Here is a 26,115-nt window from a genome sequence, read left to right on the forward strand (position 1 = left end):
GCGGGACTCGCAAGCTCATTCCTCGCGCTCACCGGAAAGAAGGCTACCGTTGGCTGGTGCCCGAACTACCGGAGGTTGAGGCGCTCGCGGGTTACCTGCGACAGCGCTCGGTGGGGCGGCGTGTCGATCGGCTGGAGATCGCCGCGATCAGCGCCCTGAAGACGTACGAACCGGCGCCGACCGCGGTCACCGGTCGGGCGGTGGTCGACGCCAGCCGACACGGCAAGTTCCTCGATGTGCTCTTCGAAGGCGACCTGCACCTGGTGGTGCACCTGGCCCGGGCGGGCTGGCTGCACTATCGGGAGGCGTTCCCGGCCACCACCCCGTTGCGTCCCGGTAAGGGCCCGATCGCGCTGCGCGTACGCCTCGATGACGGCTCCGGCTTCGACCTCACCGAGGCCGGCACCCAGAAGAAGTTGGCCGCGTACCTGGTCGCCGACCTGGCGGCGGTGCCCGGGGTGGCCAAGCTGGGTCCGGACGCGCTCGCGGCGGACCTGCCCACCTTCGCCGAGCGACTGCGTGGCCGGCGTGGGCAGGTCAAGGGGGTGCTGACCGACCAGTCGGTGCTGTCGGGGGTGGGTAACGCGTACTCCGACGAGATCCTGCACGCCGCGAAGCTGTCCCCGTTCGCGATCACCGATCGGCTCACCGACGCCCAGATGGCCACGCTGCACGCGGCCACCCGGCAGGTCCTCGGTGACGCGGTCGAGCGGTCCCTCGGTCAGCGGGCCGCCGAACTGAAGGGCGAGAAGCGCTCCGGGTTGAAGGTGCACGCCCGCACCGGGCTGCCCTGCCCGGTGTGTGGCGACACCGTTCGCGAGGTGTCGTTCGCCGATTCCAGCCTTCAGTACTGCCCAACGTGCCAGACGGGCGGAAAGCCGCTCGCTGACCGACGGTTGTCCCGTCTCGTACGGTGAGTAATTCCACTCGGCGACTACGGAGCGGAATCGCCCTCACTGAGCGGAAGCTCCCGTCCGCCGTTCTGGTCACACGCGCATCCATCGGTATAGTGGCCCGGTCCCCGGCTTCTGGAATGGTGCGGAGCCGGCCAGATCCCGCCGGCACCATCGGTCGCCAATCTCCTTCGGGGCGGCGACCGGTCGGAGCCCGCGTGGGAGACTGGGACGGTGGGCGACCCGGGCCCTCACGCCGAGTGAGCGGCCCGTGTCATGCGGGAGGACATGGGTGAGGTGACGGCAAGCCTCCAGCGCCCGGTATCCAACGAAGGCCGGAGCAGACTCGTGCGGCACGTCGACAGCTTCGAGATCCAGCCGCCGACGCCGCCGTCACACAACGGCGTCCCTCGGTCGGCGTGGACCCGGGCGCGACGTCGTGTCTCCCGCTGGCACCGCCCCTACATCGCGATCCTGCTGCTGCTGGACTTCGGCGCGGCCGCGTTCGCCAGCTGGATCGCGATCCAGCTCTTCGACCAGGCTGCCTCCGGGTTCTCCGGCACGAAGCAGGACCCGACCTGGTTCCACACCATCTCCTACCTGCTGCTCCCGCTCGGCTGGGTGGTCATCCTCTGGAGCAACCGGGCGTACGACCGGCGCTATCTGGGTCTTGGCCCGGACGAGTTCAAGCGGGTGATCCGGGCCTCGGTGACGGTGGCCGCGAGCGTCTCCTTCCTCGCCTTCTCCACCGTGACCCAGCTGTCCCGGTTCACCGTGGGCACCGCGCTGGTCGGTGCGACGCTGCTGATCCTCTGGGGTCGGTTCGTGGCCCGCTGGGCACTGCACTACATCCGTCGGCGGGCCGGTCAGGCCGCCCACCGGATGGTGCTGGTCGGCACCCTGCCCGAGTGCCTGGAGGTCTACGCGGCTGTCACCCGCAGCCCGGCCGCCGGGCTGATGCCCGTCGCCATCCACATCACCGACGGGTACGCGGCGGCCCGCGGGATGCCGACCCCGGTTCCGGTGTACGCCGGACGCGACGTTCTGGCCCTGGTTCGTGAGGTCGGTGGCGACACCATCGCCGTCTGCGGGTCGGCCAGCGCGGAGCCGGGCGAGCTGCGCCGGCTGGCCTGGCAACTGGAGGGCTCCGGCGTCGACCTGGTGGTCGCCCCGCAGCTCACCGACATCGCCGGCCCTCGGGTGCACATCCGACCGATCGAGGGTCTGCCGCTGCTGCACGTCGAGGAGCCGACCCTCTCCGGGCCGGCGCTGCTGGCCAAGAATCTGATGGACCGGGTCGCCGCCGGCCTCGGCCTGCTGCTGCTGGTCCCTCTCTTCCTGGGCATCGCCGTGGCGATCGGGATCTCCGACCGTGGGCCGGTCTTCTTCCGCCAACCCCGGGTGGGGCACGAGGGGCGCACGTTCCGGGTGTGGAAGTTCCGGACCATGTACGTCGACGCCGAGGATCGGTTGGCCAGCCTGGTCGACCGGAACGAGACCGACGGCATGCTGTTCAAGATGAAGGAGGACCCCCGGGTCTTCCCCGTCGGTCGCTTCCTCCGGGCCACGTCGTTGGACGAGCTGCCGCAGCTGATCAACGTGCTCTGGGGTGAGATGTCGCTGGTCGGGCCCCGCCCGCTGCCGGCCGACGACGGCGACTTCCTGGGTGATGTGCGGCGGCGGCTGCTGGTCCGCCCCGGCATGACCGGCCTGTGGCAGGTCTCCGGCCGCTCCGACCTGTCCTGGGACGAGTCGGTCCGACTGGACCTCTACTACGTCGACAACTGGTCGCTCGCGTACGACCTGAGCATCCTGTGGCGCACCGTCGGGGTGGTGCTCGCCCGCAAGGGTGCGTACTAGGGGGTTGGCCTTCCGGCCCGCAGGGGCAAGGATCGCTGCGTGGGCGCCAACCTCTCCGCCGTGGTCGGCGTCGTATCACTCGTCACCGCGCTGACCGCAGCCCTGCTGGCGGTGTTGCGGTTGCGTGCCCGCCGTGGCATCGCCACCGCCACCCAACGGGCCACCTACGAGGTGCTGCACACCGCCGGCCTGGCTGCCGAGCCGCTGCGGGCTGGGCTGAGTGAGGCGGGCGCGGCGAAGGCCGTACGCCATCTGCGGGCCCTGGTGGGTGCGGCCGGGCTGGCGCTCACCGACGCCGACCGGGTGCTGGCCCTCGACGGGCGCGGCACGCACCACGGCGAGCAACTGCTCGCGGCGGCCCGACGGACGGTGGACACCGGGCGTTCGTCGGTGCTCGGTGAGCAGGAGCTGCACTGCGACCGGGTCGACTGCCCGGTCCGAGGGGCCGTGGTCGCGCCGTTGCAGGGGGCGGACGGCCGGGTCGTCGGCGCGCTGGTGGCGATCGCCGACGGCCCACCGGCACCGGGGTTGGTGCAGGCCACCCTGGAGACCGCGCACTGGGCCGGCAACCAGCTCGCCCTGGCCGAGCTTGACTCGTCGCGGGAGCGGTTGGCCCGTGCCGAGATCCGCGCGTTGCGGGCGCAGATCAGCCCGCACTTCATCTACAACGCGCTGACCGCCATCGGCTCGTTCGTGCGCACCGACCCGGAGCGGGCCCGAGAGCTGATCCTGGAGTTCGCGGAGTTCACCCGGTACTCGTTCCGGGCGCACGGGGAGTTCACCACCCTCGCCGAGGAGCTGCGGTCGATCGATCGCTACCTGACCATCGAGCGGGCGCGGTTCGGCGACCGGTTGCAGGTGCGCTTACAGATCGCACCGGAGGTGCTGCCGGTGACACTGCCGTTCCTCTGCCTGCAGCCATTGGTGGAGAACGCGGTCCGCCACGGGTTGTCCCGCAAGCCGGGCACAGGCATGGTGAGCATCGAGGCCCGGGACGCGGGCGCCGAATGCCACATCACGGTGGAGGACGACGGAGTGGGAATGGATCCGACCACGCTGACCGCCGGCATCGCCGAGCTGGCCCGCGGCACCGGCGACCCGGGCGACGACACGGGTCAGCACGTCGGCCTCTCCAACGTCGACGAGCGGCTGCGGTCGGTCTTCGGGGACCGGTTCGGCCTGGTCGTGGAGACCGGGCTGGGATCGGGCACCAAGGTGAGCATGCGGGTGCCGAAGTTCCACCCGGGCGTACGGGCAGGATCGTGAGCGAGCGCAGCGTGCGACCCGGGGCAGAGCAGTGAACGCAGCCGGTTTTCTTCGGGTGCTGGCGGTGGACGACGAGCCGCCCGCGCTCGACGAGTTGGCGTACCACCTGCGGGCTGACCCCCGGGTGGCCCGGCTGCACACGGCCGGGGACGCGACCGAGGCGTTGCGGCTACTCCGTGACGGTGACGTGGACGTGGTCTTCCTGGACATCCGGATGCCCGGCCTGGACGGGATGGAGCTGGCCCGGGTGCTGCGCCGGTTCGCCCGGCCGCCGGCGATCGTCTTCGTCACCGCGTACGACGACGGCGCGGTGGATGCGTTCGACCTGGGCGCCACCGACTACGTGCGCAAGCCGGTCCGCGCCGACCGGCTGGCCGAGTCGTTGCGCCGGGTGATCGGCTCGCGGGTGGTGCCGTCGCACCCGGCGGCACTGGCCCGCGCGGAGGAGGACCCCACCATCCCCATCGAGTTGGCCGGCACCACCCGGATGCTGCCCCGCTCGGCGGTGCGGTGGGTGGAGGCGCAGGGTGACTACGCCCGGTTGCACACCGCGGAGGGGTCGCACCTGGTGCGGGTCTCGCTGGCCACGCTGGCGGAGCGCTGGGCCGATGCTGGTTTTGTTCGGGTGCATCGGTCGTACCTGGTGCAGTTGAAGTTGATCGCGGAGCTGCGGCTGGTCAACTCCGGCTATGTGGTGGTGATCGACTCCACCGAGTTGCCGGTGAGCCGGCGACACACCCGGGAGCTCAAGGACAAGCTGGTCAGGGCTGCGAAGCAGGATTGGAATCGCTGAGCCGGGAATGGGAAGACCCCCGCCGTACGTTGTACGCTAGTCCGTACGACTTCCGGGAGGCCGCCGTGACCGTGACCCCGTTCGACGCCGAAACCGAGTTCGACCGTCAACTCGACCGACTGGTGCAGGTCGGCTACCCCGCCCTCGCCGGGCTGCCCGAGAGCACGTTCCGCGACCTGGTCACGCCGCTGCGGACCAGGGCGGTCGAGGGCACCGCCGGGCTGCCCGCCCCCACCGACGCCCGGGTGCCGTTCCTGCTGGTCATCACCCGCGACCTGGTCGGAGTGCTGGAACGGCTGGCACTCACCACCTTGGCCGGCAAGCGCAAGCCCGGCATCCTGGACCGGAACTACGCCGAGGACGACCTGCCCCGCTTCGACCCGATCAAGGAGTTGGAGGTCCCGGCCGGGCCGGCGTACCTGCTCTTCGACGTCGACCGGGGCGAGGAGTTCCGCAACCTGGCACCGGCCTCGGCCATGGAGGGAATCACCGCTCAGGGTCGGCTGCCGCTCACCATCGACGAGGGTCTCGCCTTCATCACGCTGCACCCGGCCGCGCTCGCGAGCAACCGGTGCTTCTCGCTCGTCGGCTCCCGGTGCGGCGACAAGCGGGTGCCGGCGCTCTGGATCAGTCAGGGCGCACCGAAGCTGGGCTGGTGCTGGTACGGCAACCCGCACACCTGGCTCGGCTCCGCCTCGGCCCGACCAGAGCGCATCGGCCTGGACTGACAGGCGCCGCGCCATGATCGAGCCACCCGCACTGAACTCTTTCCGTGCGAGGCGGTCAGTCCGGAGTTATCCACAGGCGTGACCGGTTCTCCACAGGTTATTCACAACGCGACCCACTGATCTCCACGGCGGCTCCCTACAGTCGGGACCCATGAAAGAACGCCGGGTACTGGTGGTCGAGGACGAACGGACCATCGCCGAGTCCATCGCCGCCCGATTACGGGCCGAGGGTTTCACGGTGGAGATCGCGGCGGACGGGCCCAGCGCGGTCGCGCAGTTCCACGCCGGGCAGCCGGATCTCGTCGTCCTCGACGTGATGCTGCCCGGCTTCGACGGCCTGGAGGTGTGCCGCCGGATCCAGGCCGACCGGCCGGTGCCGGTGCTGATGCTCACCGCCCGGGACGACGAGACCGACCTGCTGGTGGGGCTGGCGGTCGGCGCGGACGACTACCTCACGAAGCCGTTCTCGATGCGGGAACTGGCCGCCCGGGTGCACGTCCTGTTGCGTCGGATGGAGCGGGCCGCCGCCACTCCCGCGCCGCCCGCCATCCGCCTCGGCGACATCGAGATCAACGAGGCCGAGCGACGGGTCCGCCGGGGCGGCGTGGACGTACACCTCACCCCGACCGAGTTCGACCTGCTGGTCCACCTCGCGGGGCGACCCCGCACGGTGCTTCCCCGGGAACGGTTGCTCGCCGATGTCTGGGGATGGGGCGACGGGAGCGGCACCCGCACGGTGGACAGCCACGTGAAGGCGTTACGGCGCAAGCTCGGCGCCGACCTGATCCGGACAGTCCACGGCGTCGGGTACGCCCTGGAGGTGCCCGCGTGATCGACCGGCTGGCGGACTGGCTGGATCGGGTGCTCCCCCGTCCGCTCGACCCGGTCCGCTCGATCAAGATGAAGCTCGGCGTCCTTCTGGTCGCCTCCTGGGCCGTGGCCATCGGCTACTTCTGGTACGGCATCGGTTGGCTCCCGCCGGGTACGTCGATCACGGTCATCTGCATCGCGCTGGTCACCTCGCAGGTGCTCGCCCACGGCATGACCTCGCCGTTGCGGGAGATGACGGCGGCGGCCGGCGCAATGGCCCGTGGCGACTACACGCGTCGGGTGCGTGCCACCTCCCGCGACGAGGTCGGCGAGCTGGCCCAGGCGTTCAACAAGATGGCCGAGGATCTGCACGCCGCCGACCAGCGCCGACGCGAGCTGATCGCCAACGTCTCGCACGAGCTGCGTACGCCGATCACCGCGTTGCAGGGCGTGCTGGAGAACATGGTGGACGGGGTGGCCGACCCGGAACCCGCGGCGCTGCGCTCGGCGTTGGCCCAGACCGAGCGGCTCGGGCACCTCGTCGCCGACCTGCTCGACCTGTCCCGCCTCGACGCCGGGGTGGTGCCGCTGCGGCGGGTACGCATGGACGTGGGGGACTTCCTCGACGAGGCGGTGGAGCACGCCACGGCCAGCGCTTCCGGCGCAGGCCTGGACGTGCACTTCCAGCTCCGCGACCTGCCGGCTCCGCTGACGGTCCACGCGGACCCGTGGCGGCTGCACCAGGTTTTCGCGAACCTGCTCGACAACGCGGCGCGACACAGCCCACCCGGCGGCACCGTGCGGGTGAGCGCCGAGGAACACGGCGACCAGCTCCGCTTCGAGGTGAGCGACGAGGGCCAGGGCATTCCACCGGACGAGCGTTCCCGGGTGTTCGAGCGTTTCACCCGCGGCGACCGGTCGGCGGGCGGCGGGACCGGGCTCGGCCTGGCCATCGCCCGGTGGGTCGTCGAACTGCACGGCGGTCAGATCGGTGTCCTCGATCCCGCCGGACCACACCGGGGTGACCGGCCCGGCTGCCGCATCCAGGTCACCATCCCGTGCGACAGGCCATACCGAGAAGAGGCCGCATGACCAGCCCTGGCAGTACCCCACTTCCGGCCACCGGGCCGACCGGGCCGCCGCAGGTCGCCCCAACGGTCCGGCCCGGCCCGGCCGCACCGGCGACGGCGGCTCGACCCCAAGCCTCTCCGGCCGCACCAGCCCTGCCCCGGCCACCGTCGATGATCGCGCGGCGCTGGCCGGGACCGTCCGGCGCCGCCCGTCCGATGGTGCTGGCGGCGCTGACGGCGGCGGCAGTCGTCGGCGCCTCGGCGCTCACGATGGTTCGTCCGGGCCTCGGCTGGTTGGTGGCCGCGCTGGCCGGCACCGCCGCCCTCGTCACCGCCGGAGTCATCCGGTCCGGGACGTCCTCCCCGGTCGCGGACCGCACCACGCCGACCGCATCCGGCGCCGTACCCGCCCGTCCCGGTGCCACGGGGGCACCGGGGCGGGTGGCGCAGGCCGCCTGGGCCGCCGCGACGGTCGCGTTGGTCGCCGTCGGCACTGTCCGGGCCGCTGGCTGGCTCTTCGTCCTCTGCCTGCTCGCGGCGGCGGTGACCGGGACACTCGCGGTGACCGGCGGGCGAAGCCCGCTCGGGATGCTGGTCGCCGCGACGCTGCCGCCGGCCGCGACGGTACGGGCGCTCCCGTGGGCGGTACGCGGAGTGCGCACCACCCGCCCGGCGGGGTCGGGGATCGGGTTCGGGCGCATCCTGACCAGCCTGGCGATGTCCGCCGTCCTGCTGACGCTGTTCGGGCTGCTCTTCTCCTCCGCCGACGCGGTCTTCGCCGGCCTGGTCGGCGGTCTGCTGCCCGACATCTCGCTGGGCGGTGTGATCGGCTGGTTGATGCGTCTGCTCCTGATCGGCGGTGGTCTGCTCGGCGGCGCGTACCTGGTCAGCCGTCCACCCGACCTGGAGGGCCTGCGGCCGGCACCGTCGCGGCCAGCTCACCGGCTGGAGTGGACCCTCCCGCTGGTGTTGCTCGACGCCCTGTTCGCCGTGTTCGTGCTGGTCCAGCTGACGGTGTTGTTCGGCGGCGCGGGGCACGTGCTGCGCACGGCCGGGCTCACCTACGCCCAGTACGCCCGCGGCGGGTTCTGGCAACTGCTCGCCGTCACCGCGCTCACCCTGTTGGTGATCGCGATCGCCGCCCGCCGGGCGCCGAAGGCCACCCGGGCGGACCGGCTGCTGGTCCGCGTACTGCTCGGCACGCTCACCGCGCTCAGTCTGGTGATCGTCGCCTCGGCGCTCTACCGGATGCAGGTCTACGCCGACGCGTACGGGGCCACTCGACTGCGGCTCGTCGTGTCGACCGTCGAGCTCTGGCTCGGGCTGCTCTTCGTCCTGGTCGGGGTGGCCGTGGTGCGGCTGCGGGCCGACTGGCTCCCCCGGTTGGTGGTCGGCACAGCGGTGTTGGCGCTGCTCGGGTTGGCCCTGGTCAACCCGGATCGCCTGATCGCCGATCGGAACGTCGACCGGTATCTGGAGACCGGCCGCTTGGACGTCGGCTACCTGTCCGGGCTGTCGGCCGACGCCGTACCGGCGCTGGGTCGGCTGCCCGAGCCGATGCGCTCCTGCGCGCTGGGGGAGATCGCCGCCGAGCTGCCCCGGGACGGCTTCTGGGCGACGAACCTCGGCAGGGAGCGGGCCCGACGGGCGCTCGACTCGGTCCCGGTGAGCGGCAGCATCACGGACTGTCCCGGTCTGCGGCGCTGGTGAGCGCGAACGCTTGACAATCGCGTACGGCGGGTGAGACTGCCGGGGTGGCCAAGCAAATCCCTGACGTGGGGTCGGGCGGTGCGGTACCGCCGCCCCGGCGGACCCGGATCGTGCTGGCCGAGATCACCCGGCAGGACACCCGCGCCGAGCGGACCCGCGCCGAGTTGGCCCAGCAGACCCAGGTCGGCGAGGCGCTGGTCCGTGGCCTGGTCCGGGCCCAACTCGCGCTGGCCTTGCGGCTCTCCCTGGTGGTGGCCATCGGGTTGGGCGGGCTGCCCTGGCTGTTCGCCATCGCACCCTCGCTCGGCCGGACCACCGTCGCCGGCGTCAACCTGCCGTGGCTGCTGCTGGGGGTGGCCTCCTTCCCCTTCCTGATCGGGGTGGGCTGGGCGTACGTGCGGCTGGCCGAGCGCAACGAGCAGGACTTCACCGACCTGGTGCAGCGGCCGGAGCACTGAGGTGGGCAACGACTTCGTGGTCCCGGCCATCGTCGCGGTCACCCTGGTCACCGTCGGGATCGGCTTCTACGGACTGCGGATGGCCAGGACCACGTCCGACTTCCTGGTCGCGTCCCGGGCGATCAGTCCGACGTGGAACGCCGCGGCCATCGGCGGGGAATACCTGTCGGCGGCGAGTTTCCTCGGAATCGCCGGGCTGGTCCTCAAGTACGGCGTGGACGTGCTCTGGTATCCGGTCGGGTTCGCCGCTGGTTACCTGGCCCTGCTGCTCTTCGTGGCGGCGCCGCTGCGCCGCTCGGGCGCGTTCACCCTGCCCGACTTCTGCGAGCTGCGGCTCGGGTCCCGCCGGCTCCGCATCCTGGCCACCGCGTTCGTGATCTTCATCGGTTGGCTGTACCTGGTGCCGCAACTCCAGGGCGCGGGGCTGACCCTGGCCACGGTGGCCGGCTCCCCGTACCCACTCGGTGCCTTGCTGGTGGCCACCGTGGTCACCGCGAACGTGGCGCTGGGCGGGATGCGGGCGATCACCTTCGTGCAGGCTTTTCAATACTGGCTCAAGCTGACCGCGCTCGCCGTACCGGTGATCTTCCTGGCGCTGCAGTGGCAGGCCGACGGCCGCCCCGCGGTGACCCCGCCCGACGGGCCGACGTTCCGGGCCGCGACCACCGTCGTGGTCGAGCACCGCGCGACCCTCACCCTGCCCGACGGTGACATCCGGGAGGTACGCCCCGGCGACGAGTTGACCTTCGCGGCCGGTGACCCGGTGCCGGAGGTGTCCGGAGTAGCCACCGACGCCAGCGACTGGTTGCTGCCCAGCGCTGCGGGTGACGACGACCGAGGGCTGTTCGCCACGTACTCGCTGATCCTGGCCACGTTCCTGGGCACCATGGGCCTGCCGCATGTGCTGGTCCGCTTCTACACCAACCCGGACGGCGCGGCGGCACGCCGGACCACCCTGGTCGTGCTGGCCCTGGTCGGCGCCTTCTACCTGCTGCCCACGCTGTACGGGGTGCTCGGCCGGATCTACACCCCGCAACTGCTGGTCAGCGGGCAGACCGACGCGGTGGTGGTGTTGCTGCCCGGCGCGGCCCTCGGCGACGGGACAGTCGGGCGGCTGCTCGCCGCACTGGTCTCGGCGGGCGCGTTCGCGGCCTTCCTCTCCACCTCGTCCGGGCTGCTGACCAGCGTCGCCGGCGTGATCTCGACGGATGTGCTCGGCCGAGGGTCGGTGCGGGGCTTCCGGCTGGCCACGGTGATCGCCGGAGCTGTGCCGACGGTGCTGGCGCTGCACGTCTCCGGGCTTGACGTGTCGCAGGTCGTCGGGCTGGCCTTCGCGGTCGCCGCGTCGAGCTTCTGCCCACTGCTGGTGCTCGGCATCTGGTGGCGAGGGCTGACCGATCTGGGCGCCGCCGCCGGGGTGCTGGTCGGTGGCGGGGCGGCGATCGGCGCGGTGCTGGTCACCGTGCTCGGCCCGCCGCTGTCCGGTTGGCCGAGCACGCTCACCACGCAGCCGGCCGCCTGGACGGTGCCGCTGGCCTTCACCGTGATGGTCGCGGTGTCGATGGCGACCCGCCGACGGGCCCCCGCCGACGTCGCGGCCATCATGCTCCGCCTGCACACACCCGAAGCCCTCCGCCTGTAGAGGGGTGCCGTTAAGGCGGCGGCGGTGGCGGCGGCCGGCTCGGCGAGCGCCTGATCACTGCGCATCCTCTGGTGGCGGGGGTGTTCGGGTTCTCCTTTGCTCTGCTTCAGCGGAGGCAACACCCGGTGTCCGGATATCGGACGCGCGGTGTTGCCTCCGCTGAAGCAGAGCAAAGGGAGATGCGTAGGTGCATGCCCCTTCCGGACGCGCCAGAACTCGGTGCCGTCCAGACCGCACCGGACATTCCAAGACACCAGCGGTGCCATCCGCCTCGGGGATGACGGCAGGTCCGCCCGTTGCCGGACGGCAGAACTGGCGATCGGCGGATAACGTCGGCGCATGACTGTTGAGCACCCCGCGCTCGCACTGCGTGGCCTGGCCAAGCGGTTCGACGGCACGATCGCGGTGGCCGGCGTCGACCTGGACGTCCCCGCCGGCTCCTTCTACGGCCTACTCGGTCCGAACGGCGCCGGCAAGACCACCACCCTGTCGATGGCGGTCGGGCTGTTGCGGCCGGACGCCGGTTCGGCCTGGGTGCTCGGCCACGACGTCTGGCGGGACCCGGTCACCGCCAAGCGGCTGCTCGGCGTGATGCCGGACGGGGTCCGCCTGTTCGACCGGCTGACCGGGGCGGAGCTGCTGGCGTACAACGGGTTGTTGCGGGGGATGGACCCGGCGGTCGTCGACCAGCGGGCTGCGGAACTGCTGGACGTGCTGGCGCTCGGCGACGCCGGTCGGACGCTGGTGGTGGACTACTCGGCGGGCATGAAGAAGAAGATCGGCCTGGCCTGCGCGTTGCTGCACGGCCCTCGGGTGCTGGTGTTGGATGAGCCGTTCGAGGCGGTCGACCCGGTCTCCGCCGCGCTGATCCGGGACATCCTCACCAGGTACGCGTCCGGCGGCGGCACCGTGGTCTTCTCCAGTCACGTGATGGAGGTCGTCGAGCGGCTCTGCTCGCACGTGGCCATCCTGGCCGGTGGCACCATCAAGCGGGTCGGGACGATCGGTGACGTTCGCGGCGACCGCTCGTTGGAGCAGGTCTTCGTCGAGGTGGTCGGCGGACGCACCGCGACCGGCGATGAGCTGTCGTGGCTCTCCCGGTGAGCGCGACCGTCACACCCGCGGCACCCGTGCGTACGGTCTCCGCTCGGCACTTCGTGCGGCTCAAGCTGCGGGTGATGGGCAACAACTTCCGGGGCCAGGGCTGGCGGATCGCCCTGTTCATCGGTGGTGGGCTGGTCGGGCTCTGGTTCGCCGTCAGTGGCTTCTTCCTCTTTGCCGCGCCCGGCCTGACCGGCGACGGCCAGTACGCGGTGCTGGTCGCGGCGGCGGGTGGCGGGCTGCTGGTGCTCGGTTGGCTACTCCTGCCGCTGGTCTTCTTCGGTGTGGACGAGACTCTGGACCCGGCCCGGTTCGCGCTGCTGCCGCTGCCCCGCCGCACGTTGGTGACCGGCCTGTTCGTCGCGGCTCTGATCAGCGTGCCGGTGCTGGCGGTGCTGGTCGCGTCGTTCGGGCTGGTGTTCACCGCCCTGTCTCTGGGCGGTTGGTCGGCGGGGTTGGTCGCCGTCGTCGGCGTGATCGCCGGGCTGCTGCTCTGCGTGGCTGCCAGCCGGGCGGTGACCAGCGCCTTCGCCACCATGTTGCGTTCCCGCCGGGTACGCGACCTGGCGGCCGTGCTGCTGGCGGTGACCGCCGCACTACTCGGCCCGTTGCAGGTCTTCGGCCTCGCCGCGTTGCGGGAGGCGGACTGGGCCCGGCTGACCGGTGTGGCGACCGTGATCGGCTGGACGCCGTTCGGCGCACCGTGGACCGCCGGCATCGACGTGGCCCAGGGCCGGGTCTGGGCCGCGCCGATCAAGTTGCTGATCACGGTGGTGGCACTCGGTGCCCTGCTGGTCTGGTGGTCGCGGTCGCTCGAGTCGGCGATGGTGGGGGCGGCGAGCACTGGCAAGGCCCCGACGCTGCGCGGAGTTACGGGTGGGGCGGTCGCCCAACTGTTCCCCCGGGTCGCCGGTTGGGCCCGTCGTGACCGGTTCGGTGCCATGGTCGCCCGGGAGGCCCGTTACTGGTGGCGGGACGCTCGCCGCCGGGCCAACCTGATCACGATCGCGGTGGTCGGCATCTTCGTGCCAGTAATGATCAACCTGGGCGGCGCGGGGTTCGTGGCCGGGGACGGGCCGGATCTGACGACGAGTGCCAGCGACAGCTCACCGGTCCTGGTCACCATCTCCATGCTCTTCGTGGGCGTGCTCGCCGCGGTCACCCTCGCCAACCAGTTCGGCTTCGACGGCAGCGCGTACGCCGCGAACGTCGTGGCCGGGGTGCCCGGCCGGGTCGAGCTGCGCGCGCGAATGACGGCCTTCTCGCTGTACGTGCTGCCGATGCTGGCCTTCGTCGCGGTGGTGCTGTCGTTGCTGCTCGGCCGACCGGGATGGATCGGGCTCACGGCCGGCGGCCTCGCCGCCACCTATGGTGCCGGGCTCGCGGTGAACAGCCTGGTCTCGGTGCTCGGGGCGTACTCGCTGCCGGAGACGAGCAACCCGTTCGCGATGAACAGCGGTGCCGGCGTGGCGAAGGGGCTACTCACCCTGCTGGCCATGTTCGCCTCGGCGGTCGCCGCGGTGCCGATGGTGGTGGCCGCGGCGCTGCTCGGTGACGCCTGGCTCTGGCTGGCTCTACCGGTCGGCGCGGCGTACGGGCTGGGGGCGGCGCTGCTGGGTGCGTACCTGGCCGGCGACGTGCTGGACCGTCGTCAGCCGGAACTGCTGGCCACGGTCACCCCGCGCCGCTAACCGGCGTATCGGCTGGGGGCCTGGGCAGTGTCAGCGATGAAGCCACGCCAAGCGGCCGGAGCGAAGGAGAGGGCCGGTCCGGAGCGATCCTTGCTGTCCCGAACCAGGACGACACCGGGCAGGTTGTCCGCCACCTCGACGCAGTTGCCGCCGGAGTCGGTCGACCGGGTGGACGTGCGCCAGCGTGGCTCGTTCATCGTCATGGCGTCACCTTCAGCTTCCGGATCAGATCGATTGAGGCGTTTGTGGAGAGCGCTTCGCCGAGCAGACTATCCCATTTGAGATCAATCAATCCGATCATTTCGGGGTCATCCATGACGTGTCCGCGAGCGGCATTCTCCAGGTAGAGAACCCTGTCCCCGTCGGGCAAATCGGCGCACACGAACCCACCGCCAAGGCCGACATGCTCACCGACGCTCAGTGGGATGACGTGCAACCGGACGAACGGCAGATCTGCCGCCTCAAGCAGTCGGCCGAGCTGGGCATTGAGCACGGCGGGGCCGCCCACCGGACGGTGAAGGCCCATCTCGTCCACGAGGAAAACGCAATACGGTGGCATATCCCGGGACAGCAACAGTTGGCGTTCCAAACGAACCGCAACAAGTTCGTCGACCACATCCGGCGGATGCAGTCCACCTGCCGAGATAACGGCGCGGGCATACTCCTCGGTCTGCAGGAGGCCGGGCACGAGGCATGCCTCGAAGGCTCGTAGGCGCGTCGCCTGCTGCTCATATCCCCGCCACGGGACGAACCAGGATGGACCGCGCTCCTGGTCCGCAGCCTTGAGGAGTTCGGCTAGGAGGCCGCCGGTCGCCAGGGCCTCGTCGGCGGCGACCGCGAACTCCATGGTCGGTCGGCGTCGGCCGGTCTCGATGGCAGCCACCGTGGACGGGCTCCACTTGGTGAGGGTCGCCAGTGCCTCCTGGGACACCTCGGCACCGGCCCGGGCGGCCTTCAACGCCCGCACCCACATTTCGACGTTCATCCTTACCTCTCCGGTAAGTACGTGACCCCGCTGTGTAGTAAGCCCTGGCATCCTCCCCTGTCCGCGCCTCTCCGTCCAGGGTGGATGACACGCGGCCCGGCCGGTGGAGGCGACGTCCCGGCGTCCGGTCCTGCGTTCGGGGCCGCCCCGGTCATCCCCCGATCGGGGCGGCCCCGTTGACCGGGAGGAGATCAGCAATGTTCGGGTTCATTCGCGGCAGGAACGGGGCGCGGTGGTCGTACCGCAAAAGCAGGGTTGCGGCGGCGGTGCCGGGCGCGACCGGATCGGAGCGGTCGGCGGGCCCGCCGAATCAGCCACCCGCGTGGGCGAACGGCCCGACGGTGGCCATGCCGCGACCGGGCCGGGCCGGGTGGCTGACCCCGGCGCAGGCCTGGCGGGCGAACGGCGGCCGGCCGGCTCCGCCGACACGGTCGACCGGAGAGCGGTGGTGAGCCGCCCACACCTGCCGATGCGCCCGCTCTGGCGGTGTCGGGGCTGCGGCGCGCTCTGGCCATGCCAGCCGGCGCGGCTGGCGCTGCTCGCCGAGTACCGACACGACCGCGTGGCGCTGCTGGTCTACCTGGGCTCGGCGATGGCGGAGGCGGGCGATCAACTCGCCCGCCTCAACGGGCGACCCACCGACCTGCACGAGCGCTTCCTGGGTTGGGCGCGGGGCCGGGGCGGCACAATGTTTCACGTGAATCATGAGCCGGGTGCCGAGATCCACCACACTGATCCGTTCGCGGTGCCGACCGGGCAGCGATCACCGGTACGTCGTCTGCGTGGTCGGCTCGCCGCACCGGTGACCCTGTGGACCGCGCCTGGCCCGGCCGGGCTGACCGTCTCGTCCACGCTGGTGGCCGAGGGGGAACCGGACCGGCTGCTCGGGCTGATCGACCCGGAGTCCGACCTCTGGGCGGCCGTAGAGGAGGCGGGCCGGTTCGCGGTCGCGCCACTCGGCCCGCCGCACCGGCAACTCGCTGACCGGTTCGCCGGCCTCTTCCCCGCCCCGGGCGGGCTCTTCGCCACCGGCGCGTGGATCGAGACGCCGTACGGTCCGGTCCCGGCGGACGCCGGCGGCTGGGCCGGGTGCCGACTGGACACCGCCCGGGAGTACGGCTGGGCACTGCTGGTGGAGGCCACCGTCGAGGCGGTCGACCTGGCCGAGGAGGCCGCTCCGCTGCTGCACTATCGCGGTCGATATCACGAGCTGCCGGGCTGAACGGACGGGCCTCCCAGACCAACCGGTCACCGGAGTGACCTGGGTCACTTGGCGCAGCCAGCCAACCGCTCGGCGCACTTGCTGACCGGTGTCGATCTCAGCCTTCCTTGCTGGGAGTGCGCCTTTTACGGTGCGCGAAACTCCTCTGATGCCTGCGAAGGTGGTGATCCACAGATGTCCACGGACACACCCGCTCCGGCCGCTTCCCAGTCGGACAAGTACCTGGCCGTGCAACGGTCGGACGAGTTCGCCGGGCTGCGGCGTGCGTTGCGCGGCTTCGTCTTCCCGATGACCGTCGCGTTCTTCCTGTGGTATGCGCTCTACGTCATTCTCTCCGCGTACGCCCGGGACTTCATGGGCACGAGACTGTTCGACAGCAACATCAACGTCGCGCTGGTCTTCGGCCTGCTCCAGTTCGTCTCCACGTTCCTGATCGCCTGGCTCTACTCCCGGTACGCGGACCGGAAGATCGACCCAATCGCCGACCGGATCCGCACCGAGATCGGGGAGGTGACCCATGAGCAAGGTCCTCGCGGTTGAGACGTTCCTCGCGGCCGAGGCGGGCAACCACACCGCCCGCAACCTGACCATCACGCTCTTCCTGGTCTTCGTGGCGGTGACCCTGGCCATCACCATCTGGGCCAGCCGGCAGACCAAGACGGCGACCGACTTCTACGCGGGCGGCCGTTCCTTCACCGGATTCCAGAACGGCATGGCGATCGGTGGCGACTACATGTCGGCCGCCTCGTTCCTCGGCATCGCCGGCATCATCGCGCTCTACGGCTACGACGGCTTCCTCTACTCGATCGGGTTCCTGGTCGCGTGGCTGGTGGCCCTGCTGCTGGTCGCGGAGCTGCTGCGGAACTCTGGCCGGTACACGATGGCCGACGTGCTGGCCTTCCGGATGCGTCAGCGTCCGGTGCGTACGGCGGCGGCGGTCTCCACCATCACGGTGTCGATCTTCTACCTGCTCGCGCAGATGGTGGGTGCCGGCGCGCTGGTCGCGCTGCTGCTCGGCATCCGGCCGGGGACGACCTTCCTCGGCATGGACGCGGCCACCGCGAAGGTGGCCACCATCATCATGGTCGGCACCCTGATGATCATCTACGTCACCGTGGGCGGCATGAAGGGCACCACCTACGTACAGATCGTCAAGGCGTTCCTGCTCATGGGCGGCGCGCTGGTGATGACCGTGCTGGTGCTGGCGAAGTTCAACTTCAACCTGTCGGAGCTGCTCGGCCAGGCGGCCGCGGCCTCCGGCAAGGGCAGCGCGTTCCTCGAACCCGGGCTGCGGTACGGCGTCGAGGTCGCCGGCAACTCGACACAGACCTTCTACAACAAGGTCGACCTGCTGTCCCTGGGTATCGCCCTGGTGCTCGGCACTGCCGGTCTGCCGCACATCCTGATCCGCTTCTACACCGTGCCGACCGCGAGGGCGGCCCGTAAGAGCGTGCTCTGGGCGATCGGCATCATCGGCACCTTCTACCTGCTCACCCTGGCCCTGGGCTTCGGTGCGGCGGCGCTGGTGGGCAGCGAGGCGATCACCGCGCAGGACAAGGCCGGCAACACCGCCGCGCCGCAGTTGGCCGAAGCGCTCGGGATCGACTTCTTCGGCGGCGAACTCGGTGGGGCGGCTCTGCTGGCGATCATCGCGGCGGTCGCCTTCGCCACCATCCTTGCCGTGGTCGCCGGGTTGACGCTGGCCTCTTCGTCCAGCCTGGCGCACGACTTCTACGCGAACGTCATCAAGCGGGGTGAGGCATCGGAGCGGCAGGAAGTGCGGGTCGCCCGGATCTCCGCCCTGGGGATCGGCGCGGTGTCGATCGCTCTGTCGATCTACGCGCAGAACCTCAACGTGGCGTTCCTGGTGGCGCTGGCCTTCGCGGTCGCCGCCTCGGGCAACCTGCCGGCGATCCTCTACAGCCTCTTCTGGCGGCGGTTCAACACCTCCGGCGCGGTGTGGGCGATCTATGGCGGTCTGCTCGCGGCCGTACTGCTGGTGTTCTTCTCGCCGGTGGTCTCGGGTGCGCCGACCTCGATGTTCCCGGACCACGACTGGCAGTGGTTCCCGCTGTCGAACCCGGGCATCCTCTCCATCCCGTTCGGTTTCCTGTGCGGGTGGATCGGCACTGTCATCTCCAAGGAGCACGACGAGGAGAAGTACGCGGAGCTGGAGGTGCGGGCCCTCACCGGCTCCGGCGCCCACTGACCGCGGCACCTCTGAAGAAGGGCCCCCTGTCGATGCGCGACGTCAACAGGGGGCCCTTCCGCAATTTCGGGGGTCGGTAGGCTGAGCGGTATGAAGGTTGCTGAGCGCTTTGGGTCCGGTCACCGCGTCCTCGTCACCGGCGGGGCTGGTTTCGTCCCGTCGCACCTGGTGGACGTCCTGATCGCTCGCGGGTGCACGGTGGTGGCGCTGGACAACTTCGTGACCGGCTCCAAGGAAAACGTCGCCCACCTGCTGGATCGGCCAACCTTCACCCTCGTCGAAGCGGATCTCTCCGAGGGCCTGCCGACCCACCACCCAGCGCTGGCTGAGCGGTTCGACGCGATCCTGCACATGGCCTCACCGGCCAGCCCCACCGACTTCGCCCAACTGCCGGTGGAGATCCTCCGGGTCGGTTCGGTGGGCACCCTGCACCTGCTGGAGCGCGCGGTCGCCGACGGCGCCCGGTTCCTGATGGCCTCCACCTCCGAGGCGTACGGGGACCCGAAGGAGCACCCGCAGCGCGAGACCTACTGGGGCAACGTCAACCCGATCGGGGTTCGCAGCGTCTACGACGAGGCGAAGCGCTTCTCCGAGGCCGCGACGATGGCGTACCACCGCTACCGCGGGCTCGACGGGGCGATCGTCCGGATCTTCAACACGTACGGCCCGCGGATGCGTCCGGACGACGGCCGCGCCATCCCCACCTTCATCTCCCAGGCGCTGCGCGGCGAGCCGATCACCGTGCACGGCACCGGCAACCAGACCCGGTCCATCTGTTTCGTCGAGGACCTGGTGCGGGGCATCCTGCTGCTGCTCGACTCGACCGAAACGGGCCCGGTCAACTGCGGCACCGAGCACGAGCTGTCCATGCGGCAACTCGCCGAGTTGATCGTGTCGCTCTCCGACAGCACCTCGCAGGTGACCTACGTCACCCGCAGCTCGGATGACCCGGAGATGCGTCGGCCTGATCTCACGCTCGCCCGTGAACTGCTCGGATACGAGCCGACGGTGGCGCCCGAAGACGGCCTGCGACGCACGATCGAGTACTTCCGGGCGCGGCTAGGGTAACCGTTTCACCGCGCACCGCCTGCCGCTGAGTGTCGCCTGAAGGCGGCGGTGGCTCTTGCTACGTACCCTGAGTTACATGTCCGCGACTTCGTCTGCCGGCGTCCCGCATCCGCACCTGCACCGCAGCGCCGGACGCGCGTCGGTGCCTGGCCCCGATCGGGGCGCCTCCGGGCGTGCCCGTCCGACCGAGACGCGCTTCTACCCCTCGTACGACGAGGAGGAGCCCAGGTCCGGCGGCCCGGTGGGGCCGAGAGGACCCGGCGGACCTGGTGGCGCCGGCGGGTCGGGGCGGCGTGGCCCCCGACCGCGTTGGGGTCGGATCGCCCTCGTGGCGGGGATCGCGGTGCTGGTGCTGGCGCTGCTCGGCAGCGTGGGTGCCTGGCTGTACGCCCGCAACCTCAACAGTGACCTGGCCCGCACGGACCCGTTCGCGGAGATCACCGGTGGCCGACCGGCGAAGACCGTCGACGGTGCACTGAACATCCTGCTGGTCGGTAGCGACTCGCGGGACCCGGACGCGCCGGTCGACGCCAAGAGTCAGTGGCGTGCCGACACGATCATCGTCATGCACATTCCGGCCGACCACCAGGAGGCGTACCTGGTCTCCATCCCGCGTGACCTCTACGTGCCGATCCCGGAGAGCGCCGGCGCGGACTGCGACTCCGGCCAGCGCGCGAAGATCAACGCGGCGTTCGCGTTCGGCGGGCTGCCGCTGGCGGTGCGTACCGTGGAGTGCTTCACCGACGTTCGGATCGACCACGTGATGGCGATCGACTTCGGTGGTTTCAAGGAGGTCACCGACGCCCTCGGCGGGGTGGACCTGAAGGTGGAGCGGACCGTCACCTCGATCCACAAGCCGTACCGGACGTTCACCAAGGGCACCAACCACATGGACGGCGCGGAGGCACTGGACTGGATTCGGCAGCGCAAGCAGTTCCCGGACGGGGACTTCGCCCGCATGCGGCACCAGCAGGAGTTCCTTCGGGCGTTGATGGACAAGGCGGCGAGCACCGGCACGCTGGCGAACCCGAAGAAGCTCAACGACTTTCTCCAGTCGGTGACCGCGGCCGTAACCGTCGACCAGGGTTTCTCGGTTACAGACATGGCACTGCAGTTCCGCAACCTGCGCGGCCAGAACCTCACCTTCGTGACCAGCCCGAACTCGGGCAGCGACACGATCAACGGCGAGTCGGTGGTGGTCTCCGACCGGGAGAAGGCGCTCGCCATGTACCGGGCCATGTCGGCGGACACCATGGCGGACTGGGTCAAGGCCAACCCGCCGAAGGGCAACAACGGCGGCTGACCGTACGGGCGGGGTGGCCTGCCGGCACGGCTGTCGGCGGCCCTGCGGCCACCCGGCCGTTCGGGTCATCGAGCAGCGACGATAGACTGAATCCGAAAAAGTCGACGTCCGGATTGACCCGGGATGAACTCGCCAAGTCGATTTGATGTACGTACAGTGGTGCCTCCCCCTCCTGATCACGAGCTGGAGCACGAATGCCGGTTCAGGCCAGTCGTCGCCCTTCGTCCCCCGGGTCCGCCGCGCCAAGCGGCCGGGTTGCTGCGGCCATACCAGCGCAGCCGCGCTCGTCGGGCGGCGGGCCGGGTGGTCGCCCGCCCGGGAACGGTGGCGGTGACGGTGGCGCGGGTGGCGGTGGGTCGAAGAAGCGAACCAAACGCAAGGACCCACTCTGGGCCCGGCTGACGGTGGTGTTCGGTGCGGTGCTGATGCTCAGCAGCGGGGTGGCCATCGTCGGCAGCAAGGTGATGATCGGGCAGGCGACCGGCGACATCGCGCAGCGCAACCTGCTGGGTGAGGCCGGCAAGTCCGACGCCGAGGGCGGCGCGAGCCTGGACGGCCCGATCGACATGCTGCTGCTCGGCGTGGACGCCCGGGAACGCTGGGCCGCCGATGACGTCCGGTCGGACAGCATCATCATCCTGCACATCCCGGCGTCGCACGACCAGGCGTACCTGATCTCCATCCCGCGGGACACCGAGGCGCAGATTCCGGCATTCAAGGCGAGCGGCTACGCCGGTGGCACCGACAAGATCAACGCCGCGTTCCAGATCGGCGCCCGCAACGGCGGCGGCTGGGAGGGTGGCGCGCAGCTGATGGCGCAGACCATCAAGCGACTCACCGGGGTCACCTTCGACGGTGCCGCGATCATCAACTTCGGTGGGTTCAAGGGCGTCATCGATGCCCTCGGCACGGTGCGGATCTGCGTGACCCAGGAGGTCACGTCGCTGCACATGAAGTATGTCGACGGCAAGCCCATGTGGAACGCCGACGCCAAGAAGACCGGCAAGACGATGAAGCCCGTGGTGCACAAGAAGGGCTGCCAGGAGATGGAGGGCTGGGCGGCGCTGGACTACGCACGGCAGCGCAAGACCCTCCGCAACGGCGACTACGACCGGCAGCAGAACCAGCAGCAACTGATCAAGGCGATGGCCAAGAAGGCCACCGACGGCGGCATGCTGACCAGTCCGACGAAGCTCAACCAGCTCATGAAGGCGGCCGGCAAGGCGTTCGTGCTGGACACCGGCGGTGCCAAGATCGAGAATCTCATCTTCACCATGCGCGGCGTCACCGCGAACGAGCTGACCATGCTCAAGACCAACAGCGGCACCTTCAACGCCAACGGCAACGGCAGTGAGGGCCTGAACGCCGAGACGTTGGAGATGTTCCAGGCTCTCAAGCAGGACAAGCTCGCCGAATTCGTCTACAACCACCCCCAGGTGATGTCCAGCCGCAAGTAGCGGCCCCCTCAGCCGCCGGAAGTCGCCAAACTCCGGCGACCATCCGGTCACCCTCCGTAGGCTGACGTGAGTAGGTTTCACGTATCGGCTGCGGGGAGGCGGTCACGTCCAGGTGGGGACGGAACGCGGCAGGCCGGGCCGGAACAGCCCCGTCCGCCCGATCAGGCCGTGCCCGTGGGTCGCGGATCATGCTCGGCATCGGCCTGGCCCTCGTCCTGCTGGCCGGGCTCGCCGTGGCCGGGCTCAAGACGCTCAGCCACCGGTACGACCGCACGGTGACCAAGGAGCAACTGCTCGACCCCGACGCCCGTACCGACCGTACCGACCTGGACGGGCCCCTCAACTACCTTCTGGTCGGCTCCGATCGGCGACCCGGCGACAGCGGACCGGACCAACGCTCGGACACCATCCTCATCGTGCACGTGCCTGCCGGGCAGCGGGAGGCCTACCTGATCTCCATCCCGCGTGATCTGCTGGTCGCCATCCCGCCCGCGAACGGTTTCGGTGGCGGCCAGGACAAGATCAATGCCGCGTACGAGCACGGCGGCGGCGGTCAGGCCGGCGCCCAACTGCTCTCCGCCACCCTGAACCGACTCACCGGAATCCAGTTCGACGGTGCCGCGTTGATCGACTTCTCCGGTTTCCGGAAGGTCATCGACCTGCTCGGCGGGGTGGACATGTGCGTGGACACCGAGGTCCGCTCGATCCACACCAACCGGGTCTTTCCCACCGGCTGCCAGAAGATGGACGGGCCGCAGGCGCTGGACTACGTCCGACAGCGCTACGACCTGCCCGGCGGTGACTACGACCGGCAACACCACCAGCAACAGTTGCTCCGGGCGATGCTGGACAGCGCCGGCAAGGCGAACCTACGCAGCAACCCGGTCAAGCTGGACCAGGTGCTCCGGGCGGTCGGCGGCTCGTTGACCGTCGACACCAACGGCGTACCCCTGGAGGACCTGCTCCTCGCGCTCCGCGCGCTGCCGCCCGACGGGATGCGCGGCGTCCAGGTGCCGTCCGCGCCGCAGACCATCGACGAGGTCTCGTACGTGGTGCTGGACAACGGGGGCAACGGACTCTTCGAGGCGGTTCGCGGCACACAGGTGCCGGCCTGGGCGCAGGCAAACCCCCGCTGGGTGACCCGGTTGTGACGGTGCTGACGGCCAGGTCGGTGCCGAACCGGTCGACGAGGATCTAGTGTTGCTTCCTGTGTTCGGACCCCAGGTTCCCACCGTGCCCGTGACCGAAATCGCCGACGAGACGTACCTGCTGGATGTGCGGGAGGACGACGAGTGGGCGGCCGGTCATGCCCCCACCGCCCACCACCTGCCGATGATGGAGCTGCCGGCCCGAATGGCGGAGGTGCCGACCGACCGGGACGTGGCGGTCGTCTGTCGCTCCGGCGGGCGTTCCGCCCAGGTCGTCGCCTACCTGGTCAACAACGGCTGGGAGCAGGTGCGTAACGCCGACGGCGGGATGCGCCAGTGGGCCGCGGTCGGCCGCCCGGTGGTCGACGCGAACGGGCAGCCCGGCCAGGTCATCTGAGGCGGCCGGAATGGGTGGCCCACTTGTCTTCGCGCACCGCGGAGCCTCGTACGACCTTCCCGAGCACACCCTCGCCGCGTACCTGCGCGCTCTCGACGAGGGTGCCGACGGCCTGGAGTGCGACGTCCGGCTGACCCGGGACGGGCACCTGGTCTGCGTGCACGATCGACGGCTCGACCGCACCAGCAACGGGCGCGGTCTGGTCAGCGCGCGCACGCTCGCCGAACTGGACGCGCTGGACTACGGCTCGTGGCATCCGGGCAGCGCGCCGAACGGGGACCTACCGCCGGACGAGTCGCACACCCGGCTGCTGACCCTGGCCCGGTTGCTGGACGCGGTGCTCGCCGCCGGCCGGCCGGTCCGGCTGCTGGTGGAGACGAAGCACCCGTCCCGCTACGGCTCCAACGTGGAACGACGACTGGTCAGCATGCTGCGCCGGTACGGGCTGGCCGACCCGGCGCCGGACGACCCGGTGCAGGTCACTGTCATGTCGTTCTCCCCGCTGGCCGTCCGCCGGGTACGCGAGCTCGCTCCGACGCTGCCCACGGTGCTGTTGCTGGAGGTGTTGCCGCGCTGGCTGCGGTTGGGTCGACTGCCGTTCGGCGCCCGTGTCGCCGCGCCGGGCATCGGCCTGGTCCGGGCCCGCCCGCAGTTGCTGCCCGCACTGCGTGCGGGTGGCAACCAGGTGTACGTCTGGACGGTCAACGAGCCGACCGACCTGGAGCTGGTGCTCTCCGCCGGGGTCGACGGGATCATCACCGATCGGCCGGCGTACGCCCTCGCCCGGCTGGGCCGTTGACCGGGCGGGGGTGCCCAAATCCGGGTCGGCGGGGCAGACTCGGCACATGCCGGAGCGTATTGATTTCCCCGCTCTCATCACCGGCCACACCGTCGTGATCGAGATGATCAACTCTGGGGACGCGGGCCTGCCGGTCCTCACCCAGCTGCTCCGGGTGGCCCAGCCGGCACTCGGCGCGACCGGTATGGCGTTCGTCGAGTTCGGTCCGACCGGCGGTCGCGTGATCGCCGCGACCGGCGCGGCGGAATGGGCCCTCGGCCGCCCGCTGGCAGCCGACGACCCGGACACCGTCTGCCTGCTCTCCGGGCCACGGGTGCGCAAGGCTCGGGTGGGCCACCTCAACGGCAAACTGGCCGCCGAGCTGGCCGGCAGCGGCCTGGGATGGATGGCGGTCTCCCGGGCCGAGATCGGCGGCCACACCGTCGGCAGCCTGCACGCGCTCTATCCGGGCGTGGACGAGCCGGGTGTCGAGCAGCAGGGGGTGGTCGCCTACCTCGCGTCCTGCGTCGCGCACATGTACGGCGACCAGAGCGGCCTTCCGGTACACGGCGACGGCCCGGTGGTGGCAGCGCTCTCCGACGGGCTGGCCGTCGTCGACCGGGACGGGCACGTCCGACTCTGGAACCCAGCCGCCGCCCAGGTCACCGGCCGACCGGTCGAGCAGGCGCTGAGCCGCCCGCTGCCGTTCCCCCTGCCGCCCTCCGGTCAGGTTCGGGACCACCGGATGCCGGACGGCCGTTGGCTGCGGATCACCTCCGGTGAGTTGCCCGGCCCGGGCACGTTGCGCGTGGTCACCTTCCGCGACATCACCGACCAGCAGCGCCGCGACCACGACCGGGAGCTGTTCGTCGCGGTGACCAGCCACGAGCTGCGCACCCCGGTCACCGTGATCAAGGGGTACGCGGACACCCTCACCGACCACTGGGAGTCGCTGACCGACCTCGACCGACGGCAGGCTGCCCGGGTGATCGGGCAACGCGCCAACGAGTTGGCCCGGTTGGTCGACCGCCTCCTCAGCTCGGCAGCTGAGGCGGGGCCCGGGGACGACCCGCCCACCCCGTTCGACCTCGGCGAGGCGCTGCGCTCCGCCGTCGCGGACCTGCCGGCGGAGTTGCGTCGCCGGCTGGTGCTCCTCCTCCCGACCGACCTGCCCAAGGCGCTCGGCCATCGGCCCAGCCTGACCACTGTGCTGACCGAGTTGACGACCAATGCCGGCAAATACTCGGCACCGGATTCCCCGATCGAGATCAGCGCCTCGGTCGACGGTCACCTGGTGGCGTTCCGGGTCAGCGACCGGGGCATCGGCATCCGACCCGAGCACGTGGAGCGGGCGTTCGACCGGTTCTGGCAGGGCGAGTCGGGCGACCGGCGCGGCTACCCCGGGGCGGGGCTCGGCCTCTATCTCGTCCGCCGAATCGTTGAACAGCAGAATGGATGGGTATCCCTACGTCCGAGGAGCGGCGGCGGTACGGTCGCAGAGGTGCGGCTACCGCGCGGTTGACCGA

The 26,115-nt window shown here is 70.6% G+C and carries 24 protein-coding genes; 22 read left to right on the forward strand and 2 right to left on the reverse strand.

All coding sequences use genetic code 11. The features are described 5' to 3' along the window. Nucleotides 1-56 precede the first annotated feature (56 nt). From PCA76_RS32035 to PCA76_RS32090, 12 genes are all read left to right on the forward strand, one after another. Nucleotides 57-917, forward strand: a complete 861-nt coding sequence (locus tag PCA76_RS32035; protein WP_272614246.1) for an Fpg/Nei family DNA glycosylase — start codon at nt 57-59, stop codon at nt 915-917. Nucleotides 918-1,181: 264 nt separating this feature from the next. Continuing rightward, nucleotides 1,182-2,753: a sugar transferase gene (locus tag PCA76_RS32040; RefSeq protein WP_272619784.1), complete on the forward strand. Its 1,572-nt coding sequence runs from the start codon at nt 1,182-1,184 to the stop codon at nt 2,751-2,753. Nucleotides 2,754-2,792: 39 nt separating this feature from the next. Beyond that, nucleotides 2,793-4,019, forward strand: coding sequence for a sensor histidine kinase (locus PCA76_RS32045; protein ID WP_272614247.1), 1,227 nt, complete (start codon nt 2,793-2,795; stop codon nt 4,017-4,019). 31 nt (nt 4,020-4,050) lie between these two features. After that, on the forward strand, nt 4,051-4,812 hold the full coding sequence (locus PCA76_RS32050; protein ID WP_272614248.1) for a LytR/AlgR family response regulator transcription factor: 762 nt from the start codon (nt 4,051-4,053) through the stop codon (nt 4,810-4,812). Nucleotides 4,813-4,877: 65 nt separating this feature from the next. Further along, nucleotides 4,878-5,540, forward strand: a complete 663-nt coding sequence (locus PCA76_RS32055; RefSeq protein WP_272614249.1) for a DUF5701 family protein — start codon at nt 4,878-4,880, stop codon at nt 5,538-5,540. Between the two features lie 151 nt (nt 5,541-5,691). Further along, complete coding sequence (locus PCA76_RS32060) at nt 5,692-6,372, forward strand: response regulator transcription factor (protein ID WP_272614251.1); 681 nt, start codon at nt 5,692-5,694, stop codon at nt 6,370-6,372. Continuing rightward, the gene (locus tag PCA76_RS32065) at nt 6,369-7,442 is read left to right on the forward strand and encodes a sensor histidine kinase (protein WP_272614252.1); all 1,074 of its coding nucleotides are present in this window, start codon (nt 6,369-6,371) and stop codon (nt 7,440-7,442) included. Before PCA76_RS32060 ends, PCA76_RS32065 begins: the two co-directional genes overlap by 4 nt. After that, nucleotides 7,439-9,130: a DUF4153 domain-containing protein gene (locus tag PCA76_RS32070; protein WP_272614253.1), complete on the forward strand. Its 1,692-nt coding sequence runs from the start codon at nt 7,439-7,441 to the stop codon at nt 9,128-9,130. Before PCA76_RS32065 ends, PCA76_RS32070 begins: the two co-directional genes overlap by 4 nt. 44 nt (nt 9,131-9,174) lie before the next feature. After that, nucleotides 9,175-9,588 carry a hypothetical protein gene (locus tag PCA76_RS32075; protein ID WP_272614254.1) on the forward strand — a complete coding sequence of 138 codons (414 nt, stop codon included), beginning with the start codon at nt 9,175-9,177 and terminating at the stop codon, nt 9,586-9,588. Nucleotide 9,589: 1 nt separating this feature from the next. Continuing rightward, nucleotides 9,590-11,230 (forward strand): sodium/solute symporter, encoded by a 1,641-nt coding sequence (locus PCA76_RS32080; protein WP_272614255.1) that lies wholly within the window; start codon nt 9,590-9,592, stop codon nt 11,228-11,230. 339 nt (nt 11,231-11,569) lie between these two features. After that, complete coding sequence (locus PCA76_RS32085) at nt 11,570-12,334, forward strand: ABC transporter ATP-binding protein (RefSeq protein ID WP_272614256.1); 765 nt, start codon at nt 11,570-11,572, stop codon at nt 12,332-12,334. Continuing rightward, nucleotides 12,319-14,022, forward strand: a complete 1,704-nt coding sequence (locus PCA76_RS32090) for an ABC transporter permease (protein ID WP_442930183.1) — start codon at nt 12,319-12,321, stop codon at nt 14,020-14,022. The genes PCA76_RS32085 and PCA76_RS32090 overlap by 16 nt, the downstream gene beginning before the upstream one ends. On the opposite strand, the gene PCA76_RS32095 is transcribed toward PCA76_RS32090, so the two are convergent. Beyond that, nucleotides 14,019-14,225, reverse strand: a complete 207-nt coding sequence (locus PCA76_RS32095) for a DUF397 domain-containing protein (RefSeq protein WP_272614257.1) — start codon at nt 14,223-14,225, stop codon at nt 14,019-14,021. The genes PCA76_RS32090 and PCA76_RS32095 overlap by 4 nt on opposite strands. Beyond that, complete coding sequence (locus PCA76_RS32100; protein ID WP_272614258.1) at nt 14,222-15,007, reverse strand: helix-turn-helix domain-containing protein; 786 nt, start codon at nt 15,005-15,007, stop codon at nt 14,222-14,224. The genes PCA76_RS32095 and PCA76_RS32100 overlap by 4 nt, the downstream gene beginning before the upstream one ends. A gap of 469 nt (nt 15,008-15,476) precedes the next feature. Here PCA76_RS32100 and PCA76_RS32105 point away from each other — a divergent pair, with 469 nt between their 5' ends. From PCA76_RS32105 to PCA76_RS32150, 10 genes are all read left to right on the forward strand, one after another. Further along, nucleotides 15,477-16,229, forward strand: a complete 753-nt coding sequence (locus PCA76_RS32105; protein WP_272619787.1) for a flavin reductase family protein — start codon at nt 15,477-15,479, stop codon at nt 16,227-16,229. A 174-nt stretch (nt 16,230-16,403) separates the two neighbouring features. Then, nucleotides 16,404-16,769 (forward strand): DUF485 domain-containing protein, encoded by a 366-nt coding sequence (locus PCA76_RS32110; RefSeq protein ID WP_272614259.1) that lies wholly within the window; start codon nt 16,404-16,406, stop codon nt 16,767-16,769. Then, nucleotides 16,747-18,438 carry a solute symporter family protein gene (locus PCA76_RS32115; protein WP_272614260.1) on the forward strand — a complete coding sequence of 564 codons (1,692 nt, stop codon included), beginning with the start codon at nt 16,747-16,749 and terminating at the stop codon, nt 18,436-18,438. The genes PCA76_RS32110 and PCA76_RS32115 overlap by 23 nt, the downstream gene beginning before the upstream one ends. A gap of 90 nt (nt 18,439-18,528) precedes the next feature. Continuing rightward, a complete protein-coding gene (locus tag PCA76_RS32120; protein WP_272614261.1) occupies nt 18,529-19,506 on the forward strand; it encodes an NAD-dependent epimerase/dehydratase family protein in 978 nt (325 codons plus the stop codon). 76 nt (nt 19,507-19,582) lie between these two features. Continuing rightward, nucleotides 19,583-20,809, forward strand: coding sequence for an LCP family protein (locus PCA76_RS32125; protein ID WP_272614262.1), 1,227 nt, complete (start codon nt 19,583-19,585; stop codon nt 20,807-20,809). 407 nt (nt 20,810-21,216) lie between these two features. Continuing rightward, nucleotides 21,217-22,266, forward strand: coding sequence for an LCP family protein (locus PCA76_RS32130; protein ID WP_272614263.1), 1,050 nt, complete (start codon nt 21,217-21,219; stop codon nt 22,264-22,266). Nucleotides 22,267-22,454: 188 nt separating this feature from the next. Further along, nucleotides 22,455-23,417 carry an LCP family protein gene (locus PCA76_RS32135; protein WP_272614264.1) on the forward strand — a complete coding sequence of 321 codons (963 nt, stop codon included), beginning with the start codon at nt 22,455-22,457 and terminating at the stop codon, nt 23,415-23,417. Between the two features lie 58 nt (nt 23,418-23,475). Next, nucleotides 23,476-23,811 (forward strand): rhodanese-like domain-containing protein, encoded by a 336-nt coding sequence (locus tag PCA76_RS32140; RefSeq protein WP_272614266.1) that lies wholly within the window; start codon nt 23,476-23,478, stop codon nt 23,809-23,811. A gap of 10 nt (nt 23,812-23,821) precedes the next feature. Continuing rightward, nucleotides 23,822-24,610: a glycerophosphodiester phosphodiesterase gene (locus PCA76_RS32145; RefSeq protein WP_272614267.1), complete on the forward strand. Its 789-nt coding sequence runs from the start codon at nt 23,822-23,824 to the stop codon at nt 24,608-24,610. Nucleotides 24,611-24,656: 46 nt separating this feature from the next. Next, nucleotides 24,657-26,111, forward strand: a complete 1,455-nt coding sequence (locus PCA76_RS32150) for a sensor histidine kinase (protein ID WP_272614268.1) — start codon at nt 24,657-24,659, stop codon at nt 26,109-26,111. The last annotated feature ends 4 nt before the right edge of the window (nt 26,112-26,115 follow it).

The sequence above is a fragment of the Micromonospora sp. LH3U1 genome (assembly GCF_028475105.1).
Classification (GTDB): Bacteria; Actinomycetota; Actinomycetes; order Mycobacteriales; family Micromonosporaceae; genus Micromonospora.

Excerpts from the sequence above, each read along its gene's own strand:
- PCA76_RS32040 (WP_272619784.1), top strand. The coding sequence starts at position 1,182 with ATGGGTGAGGTGACGGCAAGCCTCCAGCGCCCGGTATCCAACGAAGGC.
- PCA76_RS32060 (WP_272614251.1), top strand. The coding sequence starts at position 5,692 with ATGAAAGAACGCCGGGTACTGGTGGTCGAGGACGAACGGACCATCGCC.
- PCA76_RS32070 (WP_272614253.1), top strand. The coding sequence starts at position 7,439 with ATGACCAGCCCTGGCAGTACCCCACTTCCGGCCACCGGGCCGACCGGG.
- PCA76_RS32085 (WP_272614256.1), top strand. The coding sequence starts at position 11,570 with ATGACTGTTGAGCACCCCGCGCTCGCACTGCGTGGCCTGGCCAAGCGG.
- PCA76_RS32095 (WP_272614257.1), bottom strand. The coding sequence starts at position 14,225 with ATGACGATGAACGAGCCACGCTGGCGCACGTCCACCCGGTCGACCGAC.
- PCA76_RS32100 (WP_272614258.1), bottom strand. The coding sequence starts at position 15,007 with ATGAACGTCGAAATGTGGGTGCGGGCGTTGAAGGCCGCCCGGGCCGGT.
- PCA76_RS32105 (WP_272619787.1), top strand. The coding sequence starts at position 15,477 with ATGCGCCCGCTCTGGCGGTGTCGGGGCTGCGGCGCGCTCTGGCCATGC.
- PCA76_RS32110 (WP_272614259.1), top strand. The coding sequence starts at position 16,404 with ATGTCCACGGACACACCCGCTCCGGCCGCTTCCCAGTCGGACAAGTAC.
- PCA76_RS32115 (WP_272614260.1), top strand. The coding sequence starts at position 16,747 with ATGAGCAAGGTCCTCGCGGTTGAGACGTTCCTCGCGGCCGAGGCGGGC.
- PCA76_RS32120 (WP_272614261.1), top strand. The coding sequence starts at position 18,529 with ATGAAGGTTGCTGAGCGCTTTGGGTCCGGTCACCGCGTCCTCGTCACC.
- PCA76_RS32125 (WP_272614262.1), top strand. The coding sequence starts at position 19,583 with ATGTCCGCGACTTCGTCTGCCGGCGTCCCGCATCCGCACCTGCACCGC.
- PCA76_RS32135 (WP_272614264.1), top strand. The coding sequence starts at position 22,455 with ATGCTCGGCATCGGCCTGGCCCTCGTCCTGCTGGCCGGGCTCGCCGTG.
- PCA76_RS32145 (WP_272614267.1), top strand. The coding sequence starts at position 23,822 with ATGGGTGGCCCACTTGTCTTCGCGCACCGCGGAGCCTCGTACGACCTT.
- PCA76_RS32150 (WP_272614268.1), top strand. The coding sequence starts at position 24,657 with ATGCCGGAGCGTATTGATTTCCCCGCTCTCATCACCGGCCACACCGTC.